Here is a 16,854-nt window from a genome sequence, read left to right on the forward strand (position 1 = left end):
GTTACTGGGGCTTATGTTATTTCGCATGCATTTCTATATTAGAATTTCTATCATATCTTTTTTTCGATAAACCTTTTGTAACTAAAAGCACAGGAAATGCCACAGTTGAAAATATAGCTAGTGCTGAAAATACCGCAAACCCATTTTGGTACCCGTAGTAATCGAGAAGTACTCCTCCGAACCACGGACCTATTACTGCTCCAATTCCCGAAAAGCCCATCGCACCGAAGTATGTTCCTTTTAGATGCGCAACAGCAATATCATCAATAAATACATCCGTCATCGAAAACATTAAGACTTCTCCAATTGTAAAAATAATTGTACAAACGGCAGCACCTAGCATAGATTCTACTATTCCAAAGCCAAATAATCCCCCGCTCACAAATAAAGTCCCAACCATAATTGATGTTAACGGTGTATACTTTTTGCACATTTGAATAACAGGGTATTGGATCATCACTACAACAATTGCATTTAAAGCGAGCATATATGAGAATAGCTTCACCCCATCCTCAAATATATGTGCATTTGCAAAATATTGAGATACTGTCGTCGTTAAATGTGAAAAACCGCAATTACTCAAAATAATACCGACTAAAGCAACTAAAAATACTATATCTTTTCGCAATATACGTATTGCATTTAGCATTGTAACAGGTTTTTCTTTACTCAATTTCTTTTTTTCCATTGGATACTTCTTAAATTGGAACGCTAATATAGCTGTATATAGAATATATACCCCAGCTGCTACTAAAAAAGGAATTGTTGATTTTGCACTTCCAATCTGTAATCCAACAATTGGTCCAATTGCAACTCCAACATTTATTGCACCGTATCGTAAATTATAGACGAGTAACCGATACTCAGGCTTTGTTAAATCTGATAATAATGCTCTTGATGTTGGCTCAAAAAACGACCTACATAATCCATTTAAAGCGTTTAATAAAAAGAAACTTAAAACATGATCCGCAAGTGAAAAACCTATAAACACAAAAATCCAAACGATCATGGACCAGAGCATAATCGTTTTCCGGCCAAATCGATCTGATAAATTCCCTCCGATAAAACTAGCAAAAACACCAACAAGTGCACTCGTTCCGATAATAGCACCAGTCATTCCAGCTGATACACCTTTAACAGTCGTTAAATAAATCGCTAAAAAAGGGATACTCATTGAAGTTGCAAACCTAGCAAACAATGTCCCTAAAATAATACTCATTCCAAGCGGATGAATATGCTGTAACTTCCCCTTCATCGTTAAACCTACTCTCTCTATTTTCACAAAAAAAAGAAAGCAAAGGATCTGCTTTCTTTTCCTTTTTCTATACTTGAGCTGTTGATACCCGAGTTGTTCTCGTTATGTCCATATCAATTCCATATGTGAACTGTAATTCTTTACACACATCTTTAATTAAGATTGCGACATTATACTTTTCATTAAATTGTAAAACTATGTTTTCTACTTCTTCATATGTATACTTATATTCCCCTGTAATGACACTTTTTAGATCAAAGCATTCGTTAATACAAAGTTGTACAAGTAGCTGGTCATATTTCTCTATTACATCTTCTTTCTTCCAAAGTAACTCTTTTACATATAATCGATCAAACTTCACACTTTCTCGATTACAATCCGTTAAAATCCGGGTCATTTCGTTTAATTCTCGATATAATTCGGAAATATTTCTACTTAAACTAAGCAGTTTATCTACGCCGTTTTCATATAACATATTTATTCCACCCCCGCATTTTCTTTCCCTTATTATAGCAAGAAAATTCTAAAAATAGTTTCTTTCTTCTGAAATATTAGGAAACTAATTTCAATTGCATTACAATGAAACTAGTTAATGCGAGAGGAGAAAGAAAATTGGAGCACAAATTATATTACACTGACGCTTATAAGCAGGACTTTACTACTAAAATTATAAAGCAAGATTATGATAAAGACGGTAACTTATACGTTATTTTGAATGAAACAGCATTTTATCCGACAGGTGGCGGACAACCATATGATACTGGTACATTAAATGATATCAATGTAATCAATGTAGAAGAGATAAACGGAGAAATTCGTCACTACATTGCAGAACAATTACATACAGAAGACGTAGAAGGTAAAATCAATTGGGGGCGCCGTTTTGATCATATGCAACAACATGCAGCTCAGCACATTTTATCTGCTGCTTTTTGGGACCATTTTAACATGCCTACAATTGGATTCCATCTTGGTAAAGAAACAGTAACAATTGATTTAGAAACAGAAAATCTTCATGCAGAAACGGTTGAAAAAGCAATACAAATTGCAAACAAAATTGTTTTTGAAAACCATCCAATCCGCATCCAGTGGATGAACTTAGAAGAAGCGAAAACGTTGCCCCTTCGTAAAGAACCGACTATGACAGAAAATATACGGGTTGTTATTATCGAAAACTTTGACTACAACGGCTGTGGTGGAACGCATCCGAAACGAACTGGTGAAGTTGGTCCTATTCAAGTACTAGGATGGGAGCGCAATAAAGGTGGTATACGCTTAACGTTTATCGCTGGTTGGCGTACACTTAAATTAATGGAACAACAGCAACAAATTATGAAAGATGTTTCTAAACAATTAAACAGTAGCGAAACTGATATTCCAGCAAAAGTGGCGCAACTGCTTACTTCTCAAAAAGAAAACGAAAAAGCAATACAAACAATGAATGAAAAATTATTATTTGCAGAGGCAAATGAACTACTTCTACAGCCTATAAAAATTCATGCTGACATACTTATTTCTAAAGTATTTACAAATCGTTCTATGCAAGAAATCGCAAAGCTTTCCGCTATTATTACAGAACAACAAGAGCATGCAATTACGTATTTCGTCATCGAAAATGATGACAAACTACAATGTATTCTCGCTTGCGGAAAATCAGTATCACTCGATATGAATGCTCTTTTAAAAGACGCTCTTCCTACAATCGAAGGAAAAGGTGGCGGAAATAAGAAGAGTGCTCGCGGTGGCGGGAAAGCAATTATGAGCGGAGATGAATTTTTAAATCAGCTTGTTTCTTCTTTACAGTCGGCGGTGTAAAGCATTTTTAGTAAGGATAGCTAACAGCTATCCTTACTCTATACTTACAAACCAATATTTTGTTTCAATCCTTGGTAACTCCCTGCATTTGAAAAACCTTCACTTATGAGAGTTATAAAAGTTTCCGAAAAACCATAATGACTTAAATCTTTAATCGGCACCATTTGCACATCATGAATTGGATTATGATCAAATTCATTAGAGGGTAACATAATTTCCCCTGTAAGCTTTTCAAGTAGAAATGTAATATGTAATAAAGATGGACTGGCATCCGGTTTATCACAAACATAGAGTAGCTTCTTAATTTTAACTTCTAATCCCGTTTCTTCTCTCATTTCTCTAATCATCGCCTCTTCTAACATTTCACCATTCTCCACTCTTCCTCCAGGTAAAGACCAATTCCTATTAGCAACTTTTTGCTTTACTAGCAATACTTTTTCATCTTCAATTAAAATTCCCGTAACTCGAACTTGCATTACATTTTCCATATGTAATCTCCTCTTCCCATTATATTTACAAATTAAGCCTTCCATAAAAAGAACATACGTTTTATAATTGAAGAAAATTATGGAAGAAAGTAGTTGTTACATTCATGCGTCCAACTTTAACAAAGTCTATATCACTTGAAGATTTCCAAAACTATTATTGGTTAAAAGCAGAACTCCAAACATTTTGTCGTGAGAATGGGTTGCCAGTTAGTGGCTCTAAGATCGAAATAACCGAGCGTATCTCACATTATTTAACTACTGGTAAAATATTAAAAAACAGCTCTGTTCAAAAGGTGAGTAAAGCTTCCCTATCCTATAAAGACCTTTCTCTTCAAACGATTATTACTAACAATCACCGCTGTAGCGAAGATGTTCGTGCTTTTTTCAAAGAAAAAATCGGAACAAACTTCCGCTTTACAGTAGCTCTTCAAAAATTTTTCAAAGAGAATGTTGGAAAAACATATGAAGACGCGATAGCTTTTTGGCATGAAGAAAACGAACGAAAAAAAGACCCTACATACAAAACAACTATCGGTACACAATTTGAATACAATCGCTTTACTCGTGACTTTTTCGAAGATCCAAATAATAAAGGGAAAGCAAAAGCTGATGCGATTGCTGCTTGGAACGAAATGAAAGCGAAGCCTGGTAGCAATATTTATGTTCCTCAAAAAGTAGAAAACTAGTTACCTCGCTAGTCTTCTACTTTCTCAAATAATAGCGCAATCCCTATCCCGCCTCCAATTCCTAATGTAGCAATTCCATATTTCATAGACTCTCTTTGTGCCTGATAAAACAAACGTGTTACAAGCATAGCACCAGATGCACCGTACGGATGACCGAGCGCAATTGCTCCACCATTTACATTTACTTTTTCGTACGGAATTTGTAACTCTTTTGCGCAAGCAACAACTTTTGAGGCGAATGCTTCATTTATTTCAAAATAATCGATGTCCTCTACTTTTACATTCATTTCGTTTAATAATTTGTTCACCGCAAATATCGGACCAGTCCCTGGAAGCTTGGGATCCACTCCCACTACAGCACTACGAACGAAACGAAGTACAGGCTTGTATCCTAACTTTCGGGCTTGTCCCTCTTCCATTACAAGAACAGCACATGCCCCATCATTTACACCGCACGAATTACCTGCCGTTACTGTTCCATTTTGTAAAAATGCGGGCTTTGTTCTTTTAATGATTCGTTCATAATTCATTTCTGGCTTTATAGATTCATCTAATAATCCATTAAAAGAAAATATTTCATCATGTATATATCCTTTTTCTAACGCTTGCAGTGTCCGCTTATAACTAAGACAAGCATACTCGTCTTGCATTTCTCTCGTTATATTATAACGCTCCGCAACATATTCAGCCGCTACTCCCATGTCAGGATCACCAATTGTTTCAGGTGAAAATCTTGCTCTTTTTTGAAAAGGTGACGTACTTGTACTCTCTACTCCCCCGGCGATATAACACTTACCTGCCCCGCCTTGAATGAGATGACACGCAGTTCGAATTGCTTCTAAACCAGAACCACATTGCCGATCAATCGTTACACCAGGAATATGATAGCCAAGTCCCACCTCTAAAGCAGATAGTCTCGCAACATTCCCTCCTGGCCCAACAACATTACCTAATATGACATCATCTATTTCCCTCTCAATCCCTTTACTTAAAAACGTAAGAAGCGGCGTTGTTAATTGCTGAACTTCATACTCTTTTAACATCCCATTCTTCTTACCAATAGGTGTTCTTTTCGCCTCTACAATAACTGCTCTATTCATATATTTTCTCCCGGTTTTCAATCATACTTTTTGCTTCCATACGAGCGATTTTCCCACTATTTGTATAAGGTATTCCATCTACAAAATGCCATTCTTTCGGTATTTTAAAAGAGGATAATCTCTGTAAGCAAAAACTCTTTAATTGTTGTTTCGTAGCACTTCCTTTTACGATCGCGACGGGCTTTTCACCCCAGTAACTATCTTTCACACCAATTACAACTATTTCATCAACAGCTGGGTGTTCATGTAATACACTTTCTATTTCTTCTGGATAAATATTGATTCCTCCAAATAAAATCATATTCTTCTCTCTACCAACAATATATATAAAGCCTTCTTCATCTTCATAGCCTACATCTCGCACTGTCATCCAACCTTCTGCATTCAACTCCCGTGTTAAAACCCCATCTATTATGTATCCCATAAAAAACTGATCACTTTTCACATAAACAGTTCCTATTTCACCTTTTTGTACTTCTTCGCCTGCTTCATTACATATTCGAACTTGCACATTATGACAAGGTTTTCCTACTGAATTTGGCCTTCTTTCGCTTTCTGCATCGACTAGTGCTGTTACAAAACTTAACTCTGATGCACCATAAAATTCATATCTTTTCGCATAAGGAAATATATTCTTTATTTTTTCTTTCGCTTCAGCTTCCCATTTCGCTCCTGACGAAATAATTTTCACTTTATTTTCTATTAATCTACTTTCTTTATATAAAGATTCAAGCATTGTCGGAACTGTATACATAACTGATACATTTTCAGTTTCTAACTTATCTAATACTTGATTTGGAAAGAACTTTCTCATAATGTGCACTGTTTGTCCTACATATAATGCACTTATTGCCCCGTATAAGAAAAGAGAATGAACGAGCGTCCCAGCTATTAAAATCGAATCCTCCCTTTTCATATGAAAATCATGTACATTACAATCAAAACTATGAACCCACGATTGTTGTGCACGTAAAAATGCTTTTGCTGTTCCTGTTGATCCTGATGTAAACCCCATATAAAAAGGAGCATGTTGTACACTTTCTACAGTGGAATATGTAGGAAGATATTTCTCTATCATTCTTTTCCACTCATCAATTTCAATTACTCTTCCTTCTTCATCCAATAGATCCTTCACCTTATATCGTTCTGTCACAATCATATCCGGATTACTAATTTCAATTCTTTCTCTGAGCTCATCTTGTTTCCACTTTATATCTAACGGAACACAAACCCACCCGGCCATAGCGGCACCAGAAAATAGTTGTAAAAACTCTATACGATTTTCTAATAGGATTGCTATCGTTTTATTCTTCGATTTTTTTTCATTTAACCAGCTTGCTACTTTACAAACTGATTCAAACCACTCTTTATATGTTAAAACTCTATCATTTTCCTTTATCGCTATTTTATTTGTTTGTAAAGAGGCATGCTTTTTATATTCTTTTGTAATCCCCATATGAGACGTCCTTTCTTTACAATAATAATAAAAAGAAACACGCAATTAACGTGTTTCTTCCCTTTATCATCCCGCATTTGTATATTTTCCATTCTTTAAAGCGGGCGTAATAATATGTTTCAATGAACGATGTAATTTTGTTACGAGAACTGCCGCAATAATTGCTTTTATACAATCCCCTGGTAAAAACACAGCACTCACTTTCATTGTCTCCCATACAGAAACTTCCATTAAGAACGCTTGTACAGTAACACCAAATACATAAACTACGAAAATACCACCAATTATATTAATACATAATACTTTTATAATAGAAACTTCACGTAAACGCTCAATTAAATAACCAATAACAAACGCCCCAATGATGTAACCAAGTAAATATCCTGCACTTGGTCCAACAAATACACCAAGGCCACCGCGTCCACCAGCAAGCAATGGTGCTCCAACTCCTACAATAAGTAAGAAAATAAGCTGACTTAACGCACCTAGACGTGATCCTAACAACCCACCCGCAAGCATAACACCGAGTGATTGCAATGTAATTGGAACTGGTGTAATAGAAAGAGCAATCGGAGGTATTAACCCTAACACTCCCATAATAGAACTAAATAAAGCGACGAAAACTAAGTTTTTTGTATTCATATTTGCTTCTCCTATTTGTAAACTTAAAATTTATCTTAGATAACATATCACAAAAATTATATTATCTTTCCACTCCTCTTTTGTCAACCGTTAATGTATTAGAGTTTACAAACAGAAGTTCACTTATTTCTCTCTATGCAAATGCTCCAGTTCTTTCCGAAGCGCCTGTTTTAAAAACTTCCCAACAGATGTTTTCGGTATTTCTTCCATAAAGACAATATCGTCTGGCAACCACCACTTCGCAAACTGTGGTTTTAAAAACTCATATATTTCTTCTTTTGTAACCGTACTATTTTTCTTTTGAACAACGCAGGCAATTGGTCGCTCTTGCCACTGAGGGTGAGGAACTGCAACGACAGCCGCTTCAAATATAGCATCATGTGCCATTAAAGCATTTTCAAGATCGACCGAAGAAATCCATTCTCCCCCGCTTTTAATAACATCCTTCGTACGGTCAACAATTTTCACGCAACCTTCCTCATCCACTGTGACAACATCACCAGTATATAACCATCCATCGCGAAACCCTTCGACAGTACGATCATCGTTATAATAGCTTTCAGCGATCCAAGGTGCTCGTAAACATAATTCTCCCATCTCAGTACCATCCCACTTCACTTCACCATTTGTACCGACTACTTTCATCTCGACACCAGGTACAAGATATCCTTGTTTGGAGCGAATTTCTAGTTGCTCTTCATACGATAATTCCGTTTCATAACTTTTTAAACGTGCAAGTGTTACGAGTGGACTCGTTTCAGTCATACCATATGCATGTATGAACGGAACATTATGTTTCTGTTCAAATGCTTTAATAACACTTTTCGGTGCAGCTGCACCACCGCATAGTATTCTCGTCATACTAGATAAATCGTAACTATTATTTTCTAACTCTTGTAATACACCAAGCCAAATTGTCGGCACACCGGCAGCTAACGTCACTTTTTCAGATTGGATCATTTCTAATAAAATTTTTGGCGTAAACATCGGTCCTGGAAGAACTTGTTTTGATCCAAACCAAGTAGCTGCAAAAGGAAGTCCCCAAGCGTTCACATGAAACATCGGGACGATTGCCATTGCTGCATCACTTTCCGATAAAGCAGCTGTATCAGCTAAACCGAGTGCCATACAGTGTAATACAGTACTACGATGCGTATATACAACACCTTTCGGATTTCCTGTAGTCGCTGACGTATAACACATACCAGCTGGTGTATTTTCATCAATATCTTTTACAAATTGGAAATTGGGATCGCCTTCTTCTAATAGCTTTTCATAATGATATACAGGCTTCAGCGTAGTGTTCGGGAGTTCATCTTTATCAGTCATAATAATGTAAGCTTGTACAGTTGATAATTGTGATTGAATATTTTCAACAAGCGGTACGAGATCTTCATCTATAAGTACAATTCGGTCTTCTGCGTGCTGAATAATGTATGAAATATGTTGAGGAGATAAACGAATATTAATTGTGTGTAAAACGGAAGCAATACCAGGAATAGCAAAATACGCCTCCACATGTCGATGATGATTCCACGCTAACGTTCCTACACGTTCGCCTTCCTTAATCCCAAGCTTTTTTAACGCACTAGAAAGTCTTCTCGTCCTTTCTCCTAGCTGCTTATACGTTAATGTCGTAATGGTATCATGTGTGCGAGAAACAATTTCTTTCTTTGAGAATAACTTTTCTGCTCTTTCCATCATAGAACTAATTGTTAGCGGTACATTCATCATCATATTGGTTATGTCCCCCTTTAAAACGTTTTCATTTTCCGTTTATTATAACAGACTTCTACAAATGATTACGATATTTTTCTGTATTTTCTGAATTATTTCTTTGGAAATAATTCAGAACGATAAAAAACATGTTTTGAATACATTGATTCGAAACATGTTTTTTATTTTTTATAAACTATCTACCATTTTCCTTACTTTCTTTTTCAATTTAAAAATAAAACGATTACTGTATTCCTTATTTTCTACTAAAATCCGATACGTCTCTAACACCCCTAACACACGAACAAAAAGATAAACTCCAATAGCAATAAGTACAACACAATAAGGATAATACTGTACGAGTTCTCCTGAAGTAATTCGTTTTTTCTCAAATAAAAACGGTATCGCTCCTGCTGCAATAAAACAAAATCCAACGATCACTACTGCCGTATACTTCTTCTTAATAGTCGCATATCTTTTGGTCAATTCTTTTAGAAAGTTTTGATCAAATAGTAGTTCTTCCTTTTTCAATACATTGTATCGACTCTCTTCTATCGTTACAGGTGCCATCATTGCTCCGATTCCAAGCACTGCAATGATAATGACAAGAAACGTAGACATTGTTGCATTTTCTTTAAATAATAAGTACGGTATTGTAGATAAAATAAGCAAGCTAAATCCTAATGCAATATATTTAGAAATTTTTTGTCCATACACTACATACCCTTCTGCCATTTCCTTACTTACATAATAACTATTTTCCTTTTCGTTACTTTGCTCAGCAGTTTCTTTTAATAAATAGTCAAGTGATACTTCAAATACATTTCCAATCATTATTAACTTTTCAGTTTCAGGAAAACCTTGACCGTTTTCCCATTTACTAACCGCTTGCCTTGTTGTGTTTAATTTTTCAGCTAATGCTTCTTGAGAAAGGCCCTTTTCTTTTCTTAATTTAAAAAGCTTTTCACCAAATCCCATATGTGTGTCCCCCCTTTGTTTTCTTACCTAAATTGTATGTAAACATTGCCTTTATCTCTATCTTCCCGCGGTTGCACTTTGTCAACTTACGGTTGCGAATGTGTTATATAGTGGTTTTGTATACGATTTAGCTATTATTCTTCTATGATTATGGCGTTAATAAACCACCCTCTCCTAATAAACATTTATAACAATTAAAGGTAATTATTGTTATAAAAAAACAAAAAACTCCTTTATTTATTTAAAGGAGTTTTAAATATGAAATATTCCAAGAGGAGCTGTTTTTTCTTCCTCCTACTGCCTCACAATTTCTTCTATATATTTTTATGTGTCATATAACGAACTATGTACAGTATATGTTTTCATCTCTTTATCTGAGGCATACTCATATATATATATATGTAAAATATTACTCTTATTAACTTTTCTAATAAAGTCACTACTCAATAATCATAACGGCTTCTGCTTAAACTTTTCATAATGTCGTACTTTTAATGAAAGGATATTCCCGCAATCTGTACAAATATAAGCATCCACCGGTGAAGATGTGAACATCGTTTCCTTTTTCCGTATTTGTGCATATCCGACAAACTCACCTTCTCCTATGTTTTGAGAACCACAATTAGAGCATGTCTGCACGGTTTTTTGTTTCATGAGAGCACCACCTTTAATCTGTTTCCACTCCCTTCGACAGCTCACTTCCATTTCCCTTCCAAAAAACCTCTTATTCTCTCACATTTCAACAGGAATCTCAAAACAAAAATCGTATATGTACTATAAAATATATTTATTAACGGAGGAATTTTATGACTACTGTTATGACACTCGATATAGCAACAGAAATTGAAAATGCAGAAATTGATATGCTCTCTTCTAGATTAGAGAGACTACAAACAATAAGCGGAAACCCAATGCAAGTGCAAATGAAAAAATTCGGTAGCGCCACTGCCTTTTCATCAAAAATAATTGCTGGTCCTGCTTTTAATACGGTAAAAGGTATTACAAATGCAGATGCGATTGATGCAATCATTTCTTATTATGAATCACTACAAATCCCTTGTCGTTTTGAAATTACCCCAGCACAAGGTACAACTAAATTATTTCAATACTTATCTCAAAAAGGGTTTTATCAATCTAGCTTCCATACTGCTTTGTATAGTATACCGAGAGAGGGTTCATCACTTCTTCCTTCTAATATTACAATACGAAAACTAAAAGAAAATGAGTTTGATATTTTTGCAAACATTTATGTACATGGATTTAATATGCCATCCTTTACAAAAGATAGCGTGCGCCAAAATAATGAAATTCTTTACAATGAACCAGGATGGCATTTTTTCATAGCTGAAGTTCAAAATATCCCTGCTGGTATTGGTGTCCTGTATATAAATAAGGGTGTCGCATCATTAGCTGCTTCTGCTACTTTGCCAGAATTTCAGCGTAAAGGCTGTCATACTGCATTAATTCAAAAACGAATTAAGACAGCTATTGAATCCAATTGTACTTTAATAGTTGGACAAGCAAGGTTCGGTAGCGGCAGTCAAAATAACATGGAACGTGCCCACATGAAAATTGCTTATACAAAATCAATATGGACCGCAAAAGACATATAATTTACTTTATTTCTCCTTCCGTTACATTTTTAAACATTTTATGACAAATCCTTTTCTATCCTATTAATCATTTGAATATTCAAACTAGATTTGTTACGATATTACTAGATACATCATTCAACTTGCAATATGAAAAGAGAATTCTAATCAAACTACAAGGAGGAGAAATGTATGACTAAACATGATCATGGTTTAAAAGAAAAAGTAGAAGGTGCCATTGATAAGGTAAAAGGTGAAGTAAAAGAAGTTGTTGGGAAAGTAACTGACAATAAGAAATTACAAGCTGAAGGAAAATGGGATAAGGTGAAAGGCACTGCTAAAGATACAGTTGGTAATGTAAAAGAAAAAGTACATGAATATAAAGAACACAAGAAAGAAAAATAAAAAAAGAGCCCATCGGCTCTTTTTTTATTTTCCTTCATTCTTCTCTAGCACGTATAAATCTTCTTCCATATTCGTTAATTTCTCACTTACAAGCTTTCTTGCATCTCCAATTGCTTGATTATATGCAAACGGTCCAACTAATTTAATCATTTCTTCTATTAAACGCTCTGCTTGGAAACGTCCAATTTCATCTAAATCTTCTTCCATAAAAAATTGCTGAATTTGTGCTACAAGTTCTTCTTTTTTATCATTTGGTATTTTTATATTCATCATCGTTGTTACTCCTCTATATTTAAGATAGTATCTTCCTTAACTCTACCATAGAAAAACGATTACCAGGACAGCTTTTTTTAACTCCTTCTAACTCTCTATGACCGAGTATATTTTCTTTCTTTATAGCAAATTGCTTCATAAACAGTTTACATAAAGAATATAATGCATTCACTTGTGCAGGAGTTGGATCGTATTTATCGAAATTTCCCGTCATACATATTCCAATTGTATGGCGGTTATGGTCTTTCGCGTGCGCTCCAATATGTAAACCTCGTCCTTCCACTACAGTTCCATCCTTTTCGATAAAATAGTTGTAACCAATTCCGCTCCACCCCCTTACAGTTTGATGAAATTCATGCGTTTTATACACGTCCCATCCATCTTCAGCTGTATGGTGAATAATCAGTTTGTTTACTTTTTCTAAAGGAACTAATTCATCTTGAAATGTTAGATTAACACGTTTAATTTCCATTTGAACTGCCTCCTCTTAAAAATCAATCATAATAATCGTTTTATCATCTGGCCTTATTCTCTTTTCCGCTTCTAGCTCTTCAATAATTGCTATATATTCGTTTATACTATTCTTTCTTATATATGCAACAGTTTGTTCTAATGACCAATCTGGGTGAAATAACCCGTCTGAACAAATAAAAATCCCACTCACTTCATCTGTATGTAATTCACCATGTTGTAAATAATGTATCGCTTCTTTCATTCCATTTGCAACTGAATAACCATTTGGCATATTTGCAAGATAACGATTGTATTTTAACTGTTCTCGAACATCTTGAAAAACATATTCTTCTGGTACAGATAACCCTTTTTTACGATCTTCTTCCCTCTTCTTTTTTGCTCTTTTACTAATTCCTTCAACTGTGTCTTTCGTTAATACTTGCATCGTTCCATTTTGAAAAGTTGCGACAATCATACAGTCCCCAAGCTGCGCATATTCAATTTTCTCACCAACTATTTGGACTGCCGCGATACATGTGCACCACAAATGCTCTTTTTTTCTCGTGTCTACTTCATATTCTAACATTTTGCTTTGCAATGCTTCATTTGCTTTGGCAACTGCAAATTGTAAACTATGATTCTCTCGTAATGCAGTAAAATAACTTGCAAATAAATGCGAAGCGATGTATGCTCCATTATGTCCCTTTTCATCACGAAACGGGACAAGTGGTGTTGCACCGTCACATACACCATAAATCTTTTTTTCTTTATTAAAAAAATAAGAATCCTCACATTCTTGCTTCAACGGGCTTTTCTGTTGATATGTTTTTATCTTCACAACTGTATCCCCTTTCAAATGATAAAATACTCAAATTCTTTTGATTAATCTAATTTACCTAAATAAACTGTTTTTACCCAAAACTTTCAATATCATATATAATCTTGAAATAATATGAATTTTTCAGTGAAGGACGGGAAAGAAATGGTCAGATTCCTTGGTGTTATTATCGGTTCTATTATTATTGCGGTTGCCTTTAATCTTTTCCTTATCCCCCACAAAATTTTAAGTAGTGGAATTGGCGGAATTGCTATTATTTTAGGGATTGTAACCCCTGTAAACACAGGCATTATTAACTTTGTATTAAACTTACCTATCATTATTTTAGGGTACATAGGTCTTGGAAAAAAAGTAATTTTTAACACAGTTGTCTCTGTAGTTGTATTATCTGTTGCATTATACTACGTTCCAGTAAAAGTCGTAGCAACAGACCCATTGTTATCTTCTATCTTCGGAGGTGTCATCGCCGGAGCTGGTATTGGTCTTGTTTTTAACTGTAATGGATCCACTGGTGGATTTGATATTATCGGTATGCTTTTATCCCGCAAGCGAGACATTAAACTTGGCGGATTCCTTATTATTTTAAATGCAGTCGTTGTAATAATCGCAGGATTCTTCTTCACCTGGGATGTTGCACTTACAAGCTTACTTTCAATTTATGTAACTGGTAAAGTAATTGATGCTGTTCATACAAAACATCGTAAAGTTACACTTATGATTGTAACAAATGAAGCAGAAAAAATGAAAAAACAACTTCTTTCAACTGTTGTACGTGGAATAACGTTACTTGATGGCGAAGGTGCTTATTCAAGCGAGAAAAAGCGTGTACTTATGACCGTCGTTTCTCGTGAAGAATTAGCAAGTATGAAACTAACAATTTCTGAAATCGACCCGAATGCTTTCGTTAATATTACAGAAACTGTAGAAGTATTAGGACTTTTCAGAAGAAGTTAAAGACTAGGTGGGAATCCACCTAGTCTTTATTTTGCATAAATTCAATTCGGTTTCCAAATGGATCTGACACGTAAAATCGAATTACATCTGGCCGTGCATAATCATCAATCACTTTAACACCTTGCTCTATAAGTGTTTGCTTAAATTCATTAATTTCATTCACATAAAAAGCTGGATGAGCCTTTTTAGCTGGTGTAAAGTTCCGCTCGACACCAATATGGATTTCTTGATTTCCGCATTTAAACCAACATCCACCTCGTTTTTTCAACTCTTCTGGCTTTGGAATTTCTTCCATACCAATCGTATTCCCATAAAAATCACGCGCCTCTTCTTCACACCCTACAGGTGCAGCTACTTGCACGTGATCAATCCCTTGAATATAATTTTTCATTTTCTCTCCCCCTCCTCTACCCTAATGTTATACGGAAAACAGCCGTCTGTAACTTACAAAAGGTTTATAAAACAATATAAGCTCCCCTTATTACCATCCTGCATTCACCTTGCAAAAAATAAAAAAAACAAAATTTATTCTATAACTTCCATTTTTTATAGAAATACACATTACATCTATATTATAGTTATGAATAGACAAATCTTTTTAGATGCTATTTGTACGGAGGAACTATTATGAGTCGTAAAAAATATTCACCAACTCAAAAAAAACGTCATCCGAACATTTCTAGACGTTTGCGAAACCATATACAAGATCGTTCATTAACAGAAATGTACGCATCTCTGTTCGAACACAATCCTGATAGTATTATTTCATTAAATTTAGAAGGAGTTATTCTACATATAAATCCTTCTGCCGAAAGAATATTAGGTTACACTTCTTTAGAATTAGAACAGAAAAATATTACCTCTATTTTAGAAGCCCATATTTCTGAGCAAGTATTACAAAATATAAAGAATACTGAAGCGGATAATCAACAAGAGTATATCTTATCTATTTATCATAAAAATGGATTCTTATTAGATGTTGTGACAAAACTAGTTCCTATTTTTGTTCAAAATCGTCTTACTGGCGTATATGCTATTATGAAGCCACTTGAAAAATCAGAAAGAATTGAGAATATGCTAAAAGAAAGTGAGAAGAGATTACGTACATTAGTAAACTCCATGCCTGCGTTTGTTATATTTAAAGATCATGAAGGGCGCTGGCTTGAGGCAAATGATTACGCACTTTCTTGCTTCAATTTCCATCATGTACCTTACCACGGGAAAAAAGATAGCGAACTCATTCAATATAATGAAGCATACCGAGAAGCTTTTTTACATTGTGAAGAAATCGATGAACTAGCATGGCAACAAAGACAAATTCTTCATGGCGAGGAATTTATTATACATAGAGATGATTTCGATCTAATCTTAAGTATATCAAAAGTTCCGCTTTATCATCCTGATGGTTCTCGCAAAGGTCTTATCGTGATGGGGAGAGATGTTACTGAGCTAAAAGAAACTGAAAAGTTACTACGAAAATCAGAGAAGCTCGCAGTAGTCGGACAACTGACAGCTGGAATTGCCCATGAAATTCGAAATCCACTCACTTCTCTAAAAGGTTTTCTAACGTTGCTCCTCCCTGAAATAAGTGAGGAGCAGAAATGGTATATCGATGTTATGTTAAGTGAGATTTCACAAATGGAATCCATCACGAGTCAATTTATGGCGATGTCTAAGCCACAAGTATTATCTATCCAAACTTGTAACATACAAACTTTAATTGAAGAGGTAGTTACATTTATTTTACCGACTGCAATTATGCATAGCGTTCATATCATCATGGATCATTTTGATTACGTATATGATATTCAATGTGACGGTAACCAATTAAAACAAGTGTTTATAAACATATTAAAAAATGCGATAGAAGCAATGCCAAATGGCGGAAATATTTTCATCCAAACAAAACCATTAGAGGATAATTTCATCTTAATACGAATTATCGATGAAGGTTGCGGCATTCCTGAAGATCGTATCTCCCGTCTAGGCGAACCTTTTTATAGTTTAAAAGAAAAAGGCACAGGACTAGGATTAATGATGTGTTACAAAATAATTGAAGAACATCATGGTAGATTACACATTTCAAGCGAATTAAATAAAGGTACGATTGTTGATATTGAGCTACCACTTTCTTCATCTCATCTCGCAATCCAGTCTTAAATAAAAAAGAAGCATCTACTAATCGTTAGCAGATGCTTCTTTT

19 protein-coding genes are annotated in these 16,854 nt (G+C 34.9%); 6 read left to right on the forward strand and 13 right to left on the reverse strand.

Annotation, left to right across the window (positions count from 1 at the left end; genetic code table 11):
* Positions 1-16: 16 nt before the first annotated feature.
* Together ATL10_RS19695 and ATL10_RS19700 are read right to left on the reverse strand one after the other, a co-directional pair.
* A complete protein-coding gene (locus ATL10_RS19695) occupies positions 17-1,255 on the reverse strand; it encodes an MDR family MFS transporter (RefSeq protein ID WP_090977385.1) in 1,239 nt (412 codons plus the stop codon).
* Between the two features lie 67 nt (positions 1,256-1,322).
* Positions 1,323-1,730 carry a hypothetical protein gene (locus ATL10_RS19700; protein WP_000965149.1) on the reverse strand — a complete coding sequence of 136 codons (408 nt, stop codon included), beginning with the start codon at positions 1,728-1,730 and terminating at the stop codon, positions 1,323-1,325.
* A 137-nt stretch (positions 1,731-1,867) separates the two neighbouring features.
* Between ATL10_RS19700 and ATL10_RS19705 the strand changes: the two genes are divergently transcribed.
* Positions 1,868-3,070, forward strand: a complete 1,203-nt coding sequence (locus ATL10_RS19705; RefSeq protein WP_181419334.1) for an alanyl-tRNA editing protein — start codon at positions 1,868-1,870, stop codon at positions 3,068-3,070.
* A gap of 44 nt (positions 3,071-3,114) precedes the next feature.
* Here ATL10_RS19705 and ATL10_RS19710 read toward each other — a convergent pair whose 3' ends face one another.
* The gene (locus ATL10_RS19710; protein WP_000432571.1) at positions 3,115-3,558 is read right to left on the reverse strand and encodes an NUDIX hydrolase; all 444 of its coding nucleotides are present in this window, start codon (positions 3,556-3,558) and stop codon (positions 3,115-3,117) included.
* 104 nt (positions 3,559-3,662) lie between these two features.
* On the opposite strand from ATL10_RS19710, the gene ATL10_RS19715 reads away from it, so the two are divergent.
* Positions 3,663-4,244 (forward strand): DUF6434 domain-containing protein, encoded by a 582-nt coding sequence (locus ATL10_RS19715; protein ID WP_110497365.1) that lies wholly within the window; start codon positions 3,663-3,665, stop codon positions 4,242-4,244.
* An 8-nt stretch (positions 4,245-4,252) separates the two neighbouring features.
* On the opposite strand, the gene ATL10_RS19720 is transcribed toward ATL10_RS19715, so the two are convergent.
* From ATL10_RS19720 to ATL10_RS19750, 6 genes are all read right to left on the reverse strand, one after another.
* A complete protein-coding gene (locus ATL10_RS19720) occupies positions 4,253-5,344 on the reverse strand; it encodes an acetyl-CoA C-acyltransferase (protein ID WP_001078010.1) in 1,092 nt (363 codons plus the stop codon).
* Positions 5,337-6,800, reverse strand: coding sequence for an acyl-CoA synthetase (locus ATL10_RS19725; RefSeq protein WP_098835025.1), 1,464 nt, complete (start codon positions 6,798-6,800; stop codon positions 5,337-5,339). Before ATL10_RS19725 ends, ATL10_RS19720 begins: the two co-directional genes overlap by 8 nt.
* 66 nt (positions 6,801-6,866) lie before the next feature.
* Entirely contained in the window at positions 6,867-7,442 is a 576-nt protein-coding gene (locus ATL10_RS19730; RefSeq protein ID WP_090977379.1) for a biotin transporter BioY, read from the reverse strand.
* Between the two features lie 123 nt (positions 7,443-7,565).
* The gene (locus ATL10_RS19735; protein WP_090977377.1) at positions 7,566-9,179 is read right to left on the reverse strand and encodes a long-chain fatty acid--CoA ligase; all 1,614 of its coding nucleotides are present in this window, start codon (positions 9,177-9,179) and stop codon (positions 7,566-7,568) included.
* A gap of 168 nt (positions 9,180-9,347) precedes the next feature.
* Positions 9,348-10,136, reverse strand: coding sequence for a helix-turn-helix domain-containing protein (locus ATL10_RS19740; RefSeq protein WP_090977375.1), 789 nt, complete (start codon positions 10,134-10,136; stop codon positions 9,348-9,350).
* 450 nt (positions 10,137-10,586) lie between these two features.
* Positions 10,587-10,790 (reverse strand): hypothetical protein, encoded by a 204-nt coding sequence (locus ATL10_RS19750; RefSeq protein ID WP_033693195.1) that lies wholly within the window; start codon positions 10,788-10,790, stop codon positions 10,587-10,589.
* Positions 10,791-10,942: 152 nt separating this feature from the next.
* Between ATL10_RS19750 and ATL10_RS19755 the strand changes: the two genes are divergently transcribed.
* Positions 10,943-11,749: a GNAT family N-acetyltransferase gene (locus tag ATL10_RS19755; protein WP_000214344.1), complete on the forward strand. Its 807-nt coding sequence runs from the start codon at positions 10,943-10,945 to the stop codon at positions 11,747-11,749.
* Between the two features lie 171 nt (positions 11,750-11,920).
* A complete protein-coding gene (locus ATL10_RS19760; RefSeq protein WP_000160410.1) occupies positions 11,921-12,133 on the forward strand; it encodes a CsbD family protein in 213 nt (70 codons plus the stop codon).
* Positions 12,134-12,157: 24 nt separating this feature from the next.
* Here ATL10_RS19760 and ATL10_RS19765 read toward each other — a convergent pair whose 3' ends face one another.
* Genes ATL10_RS19765 through ATL10_RS19775 form a run of 3 tightly spaced genes read right to left on the reverse strand, consistent with a single transcriptional unit; the run spans position 12,158 to position 13,715 of the window.
* Positions 12,158-12,406 carry a DUF2164 domain-containing protein gene (locus ATL10_RS19765; RefSeq protein WP_000981066.1) on the reverse strand — a complete coding sequence of 83 codons (249 nt, stop codon included), beginning with the start codon at positions 12,404-12,406 and terminating at the stop codon, positions 12,158-12,160.
* Between the two features lie 19 nt (positions 12,407-12,425).
* Entirely contained in the window at positions 12,426-12,878 is a 453-nt protein-coding gene (locus ATL10_RS19770; RefSeq protein ID WP_090977373.1) for a peptidoglycan recognition protein family protein, read from the reverse strand.
* 15 nt (positions 12,879-12,893) lie between these two features.
* Positions 12,894-13,715 (reverse strand): protein phosphatase 2C domain-containing protein, encoded by an 822-nt coding sequence (locus tag ATL10_RS19775; protein WP_139213271.1) that lies wholly within the window; start codon positions 13,713-13,715, stop codon positions 12,894-12,896.
* A 126-nt stretch (positions 13,716-13,841) separates the two neighbouring features.
* Between ATL10_RS19775 and ATL10_RS19780 the strand changes: the two genes are divergently transcribed.
* Positions 13,842-14,651: a YitT family protein gene (locus ATL10_RS19780; RefSeq protein ID WP_110497367.1), complete on the forward strand. Its 810-nt coding sequence runs from the start codon at positions 13,842-13,844 to the stop codon at positions 14,649-14,651.
* A 19-nt stretch (positions 14,652-14,670) separates the two neighbouring features.
* On the opposite strand, the gene ATL10_RS19785 is transcribed toward ATL10_RS19780, so the two are convergent.
* Entirely contained in the window at positions 14,671-15,042 is a 372-nt protein-coding gene (locus tag ATL10_RS19785) for a VOC family protein (RefSeq protein ID WP_000800772.1), read from the reverse strand.
* A 236-nt stretch (positions 15,043-15,278) separates the two neighbouring features.
* Here ATL10_RS19785 and ATL10_RS19795 point away from each other — a divergent pair, with 236 nt between their 5' ends.
* Positions 15,279-16,811 carry a BA3702 family sensor histidine kinase gene (locus tag ATL10_RS19795; protein ID WP_000087652.1) on the forward strand — a complete coding sequence of 511 codons (1,533 nt, stop codon included), beginning with the start codon at positions 15,279-15,281 and terminating at the stop codon, positions 16,809-16,811.
* The last annotated feature ends 43 nt before the right edge of the window (positions 16,812-16,854 follow it).

The sequence above is a fragment of the Bacillus sp. 196mf genome, assembly GCF_003217275.1.
Taxonomy (GTDB): Bacteria; Bacillota; Bacilli; order Bacillales; family Bacillaceae_G; genus Bacillus_A; species Bacillus_A thuringiensis_S.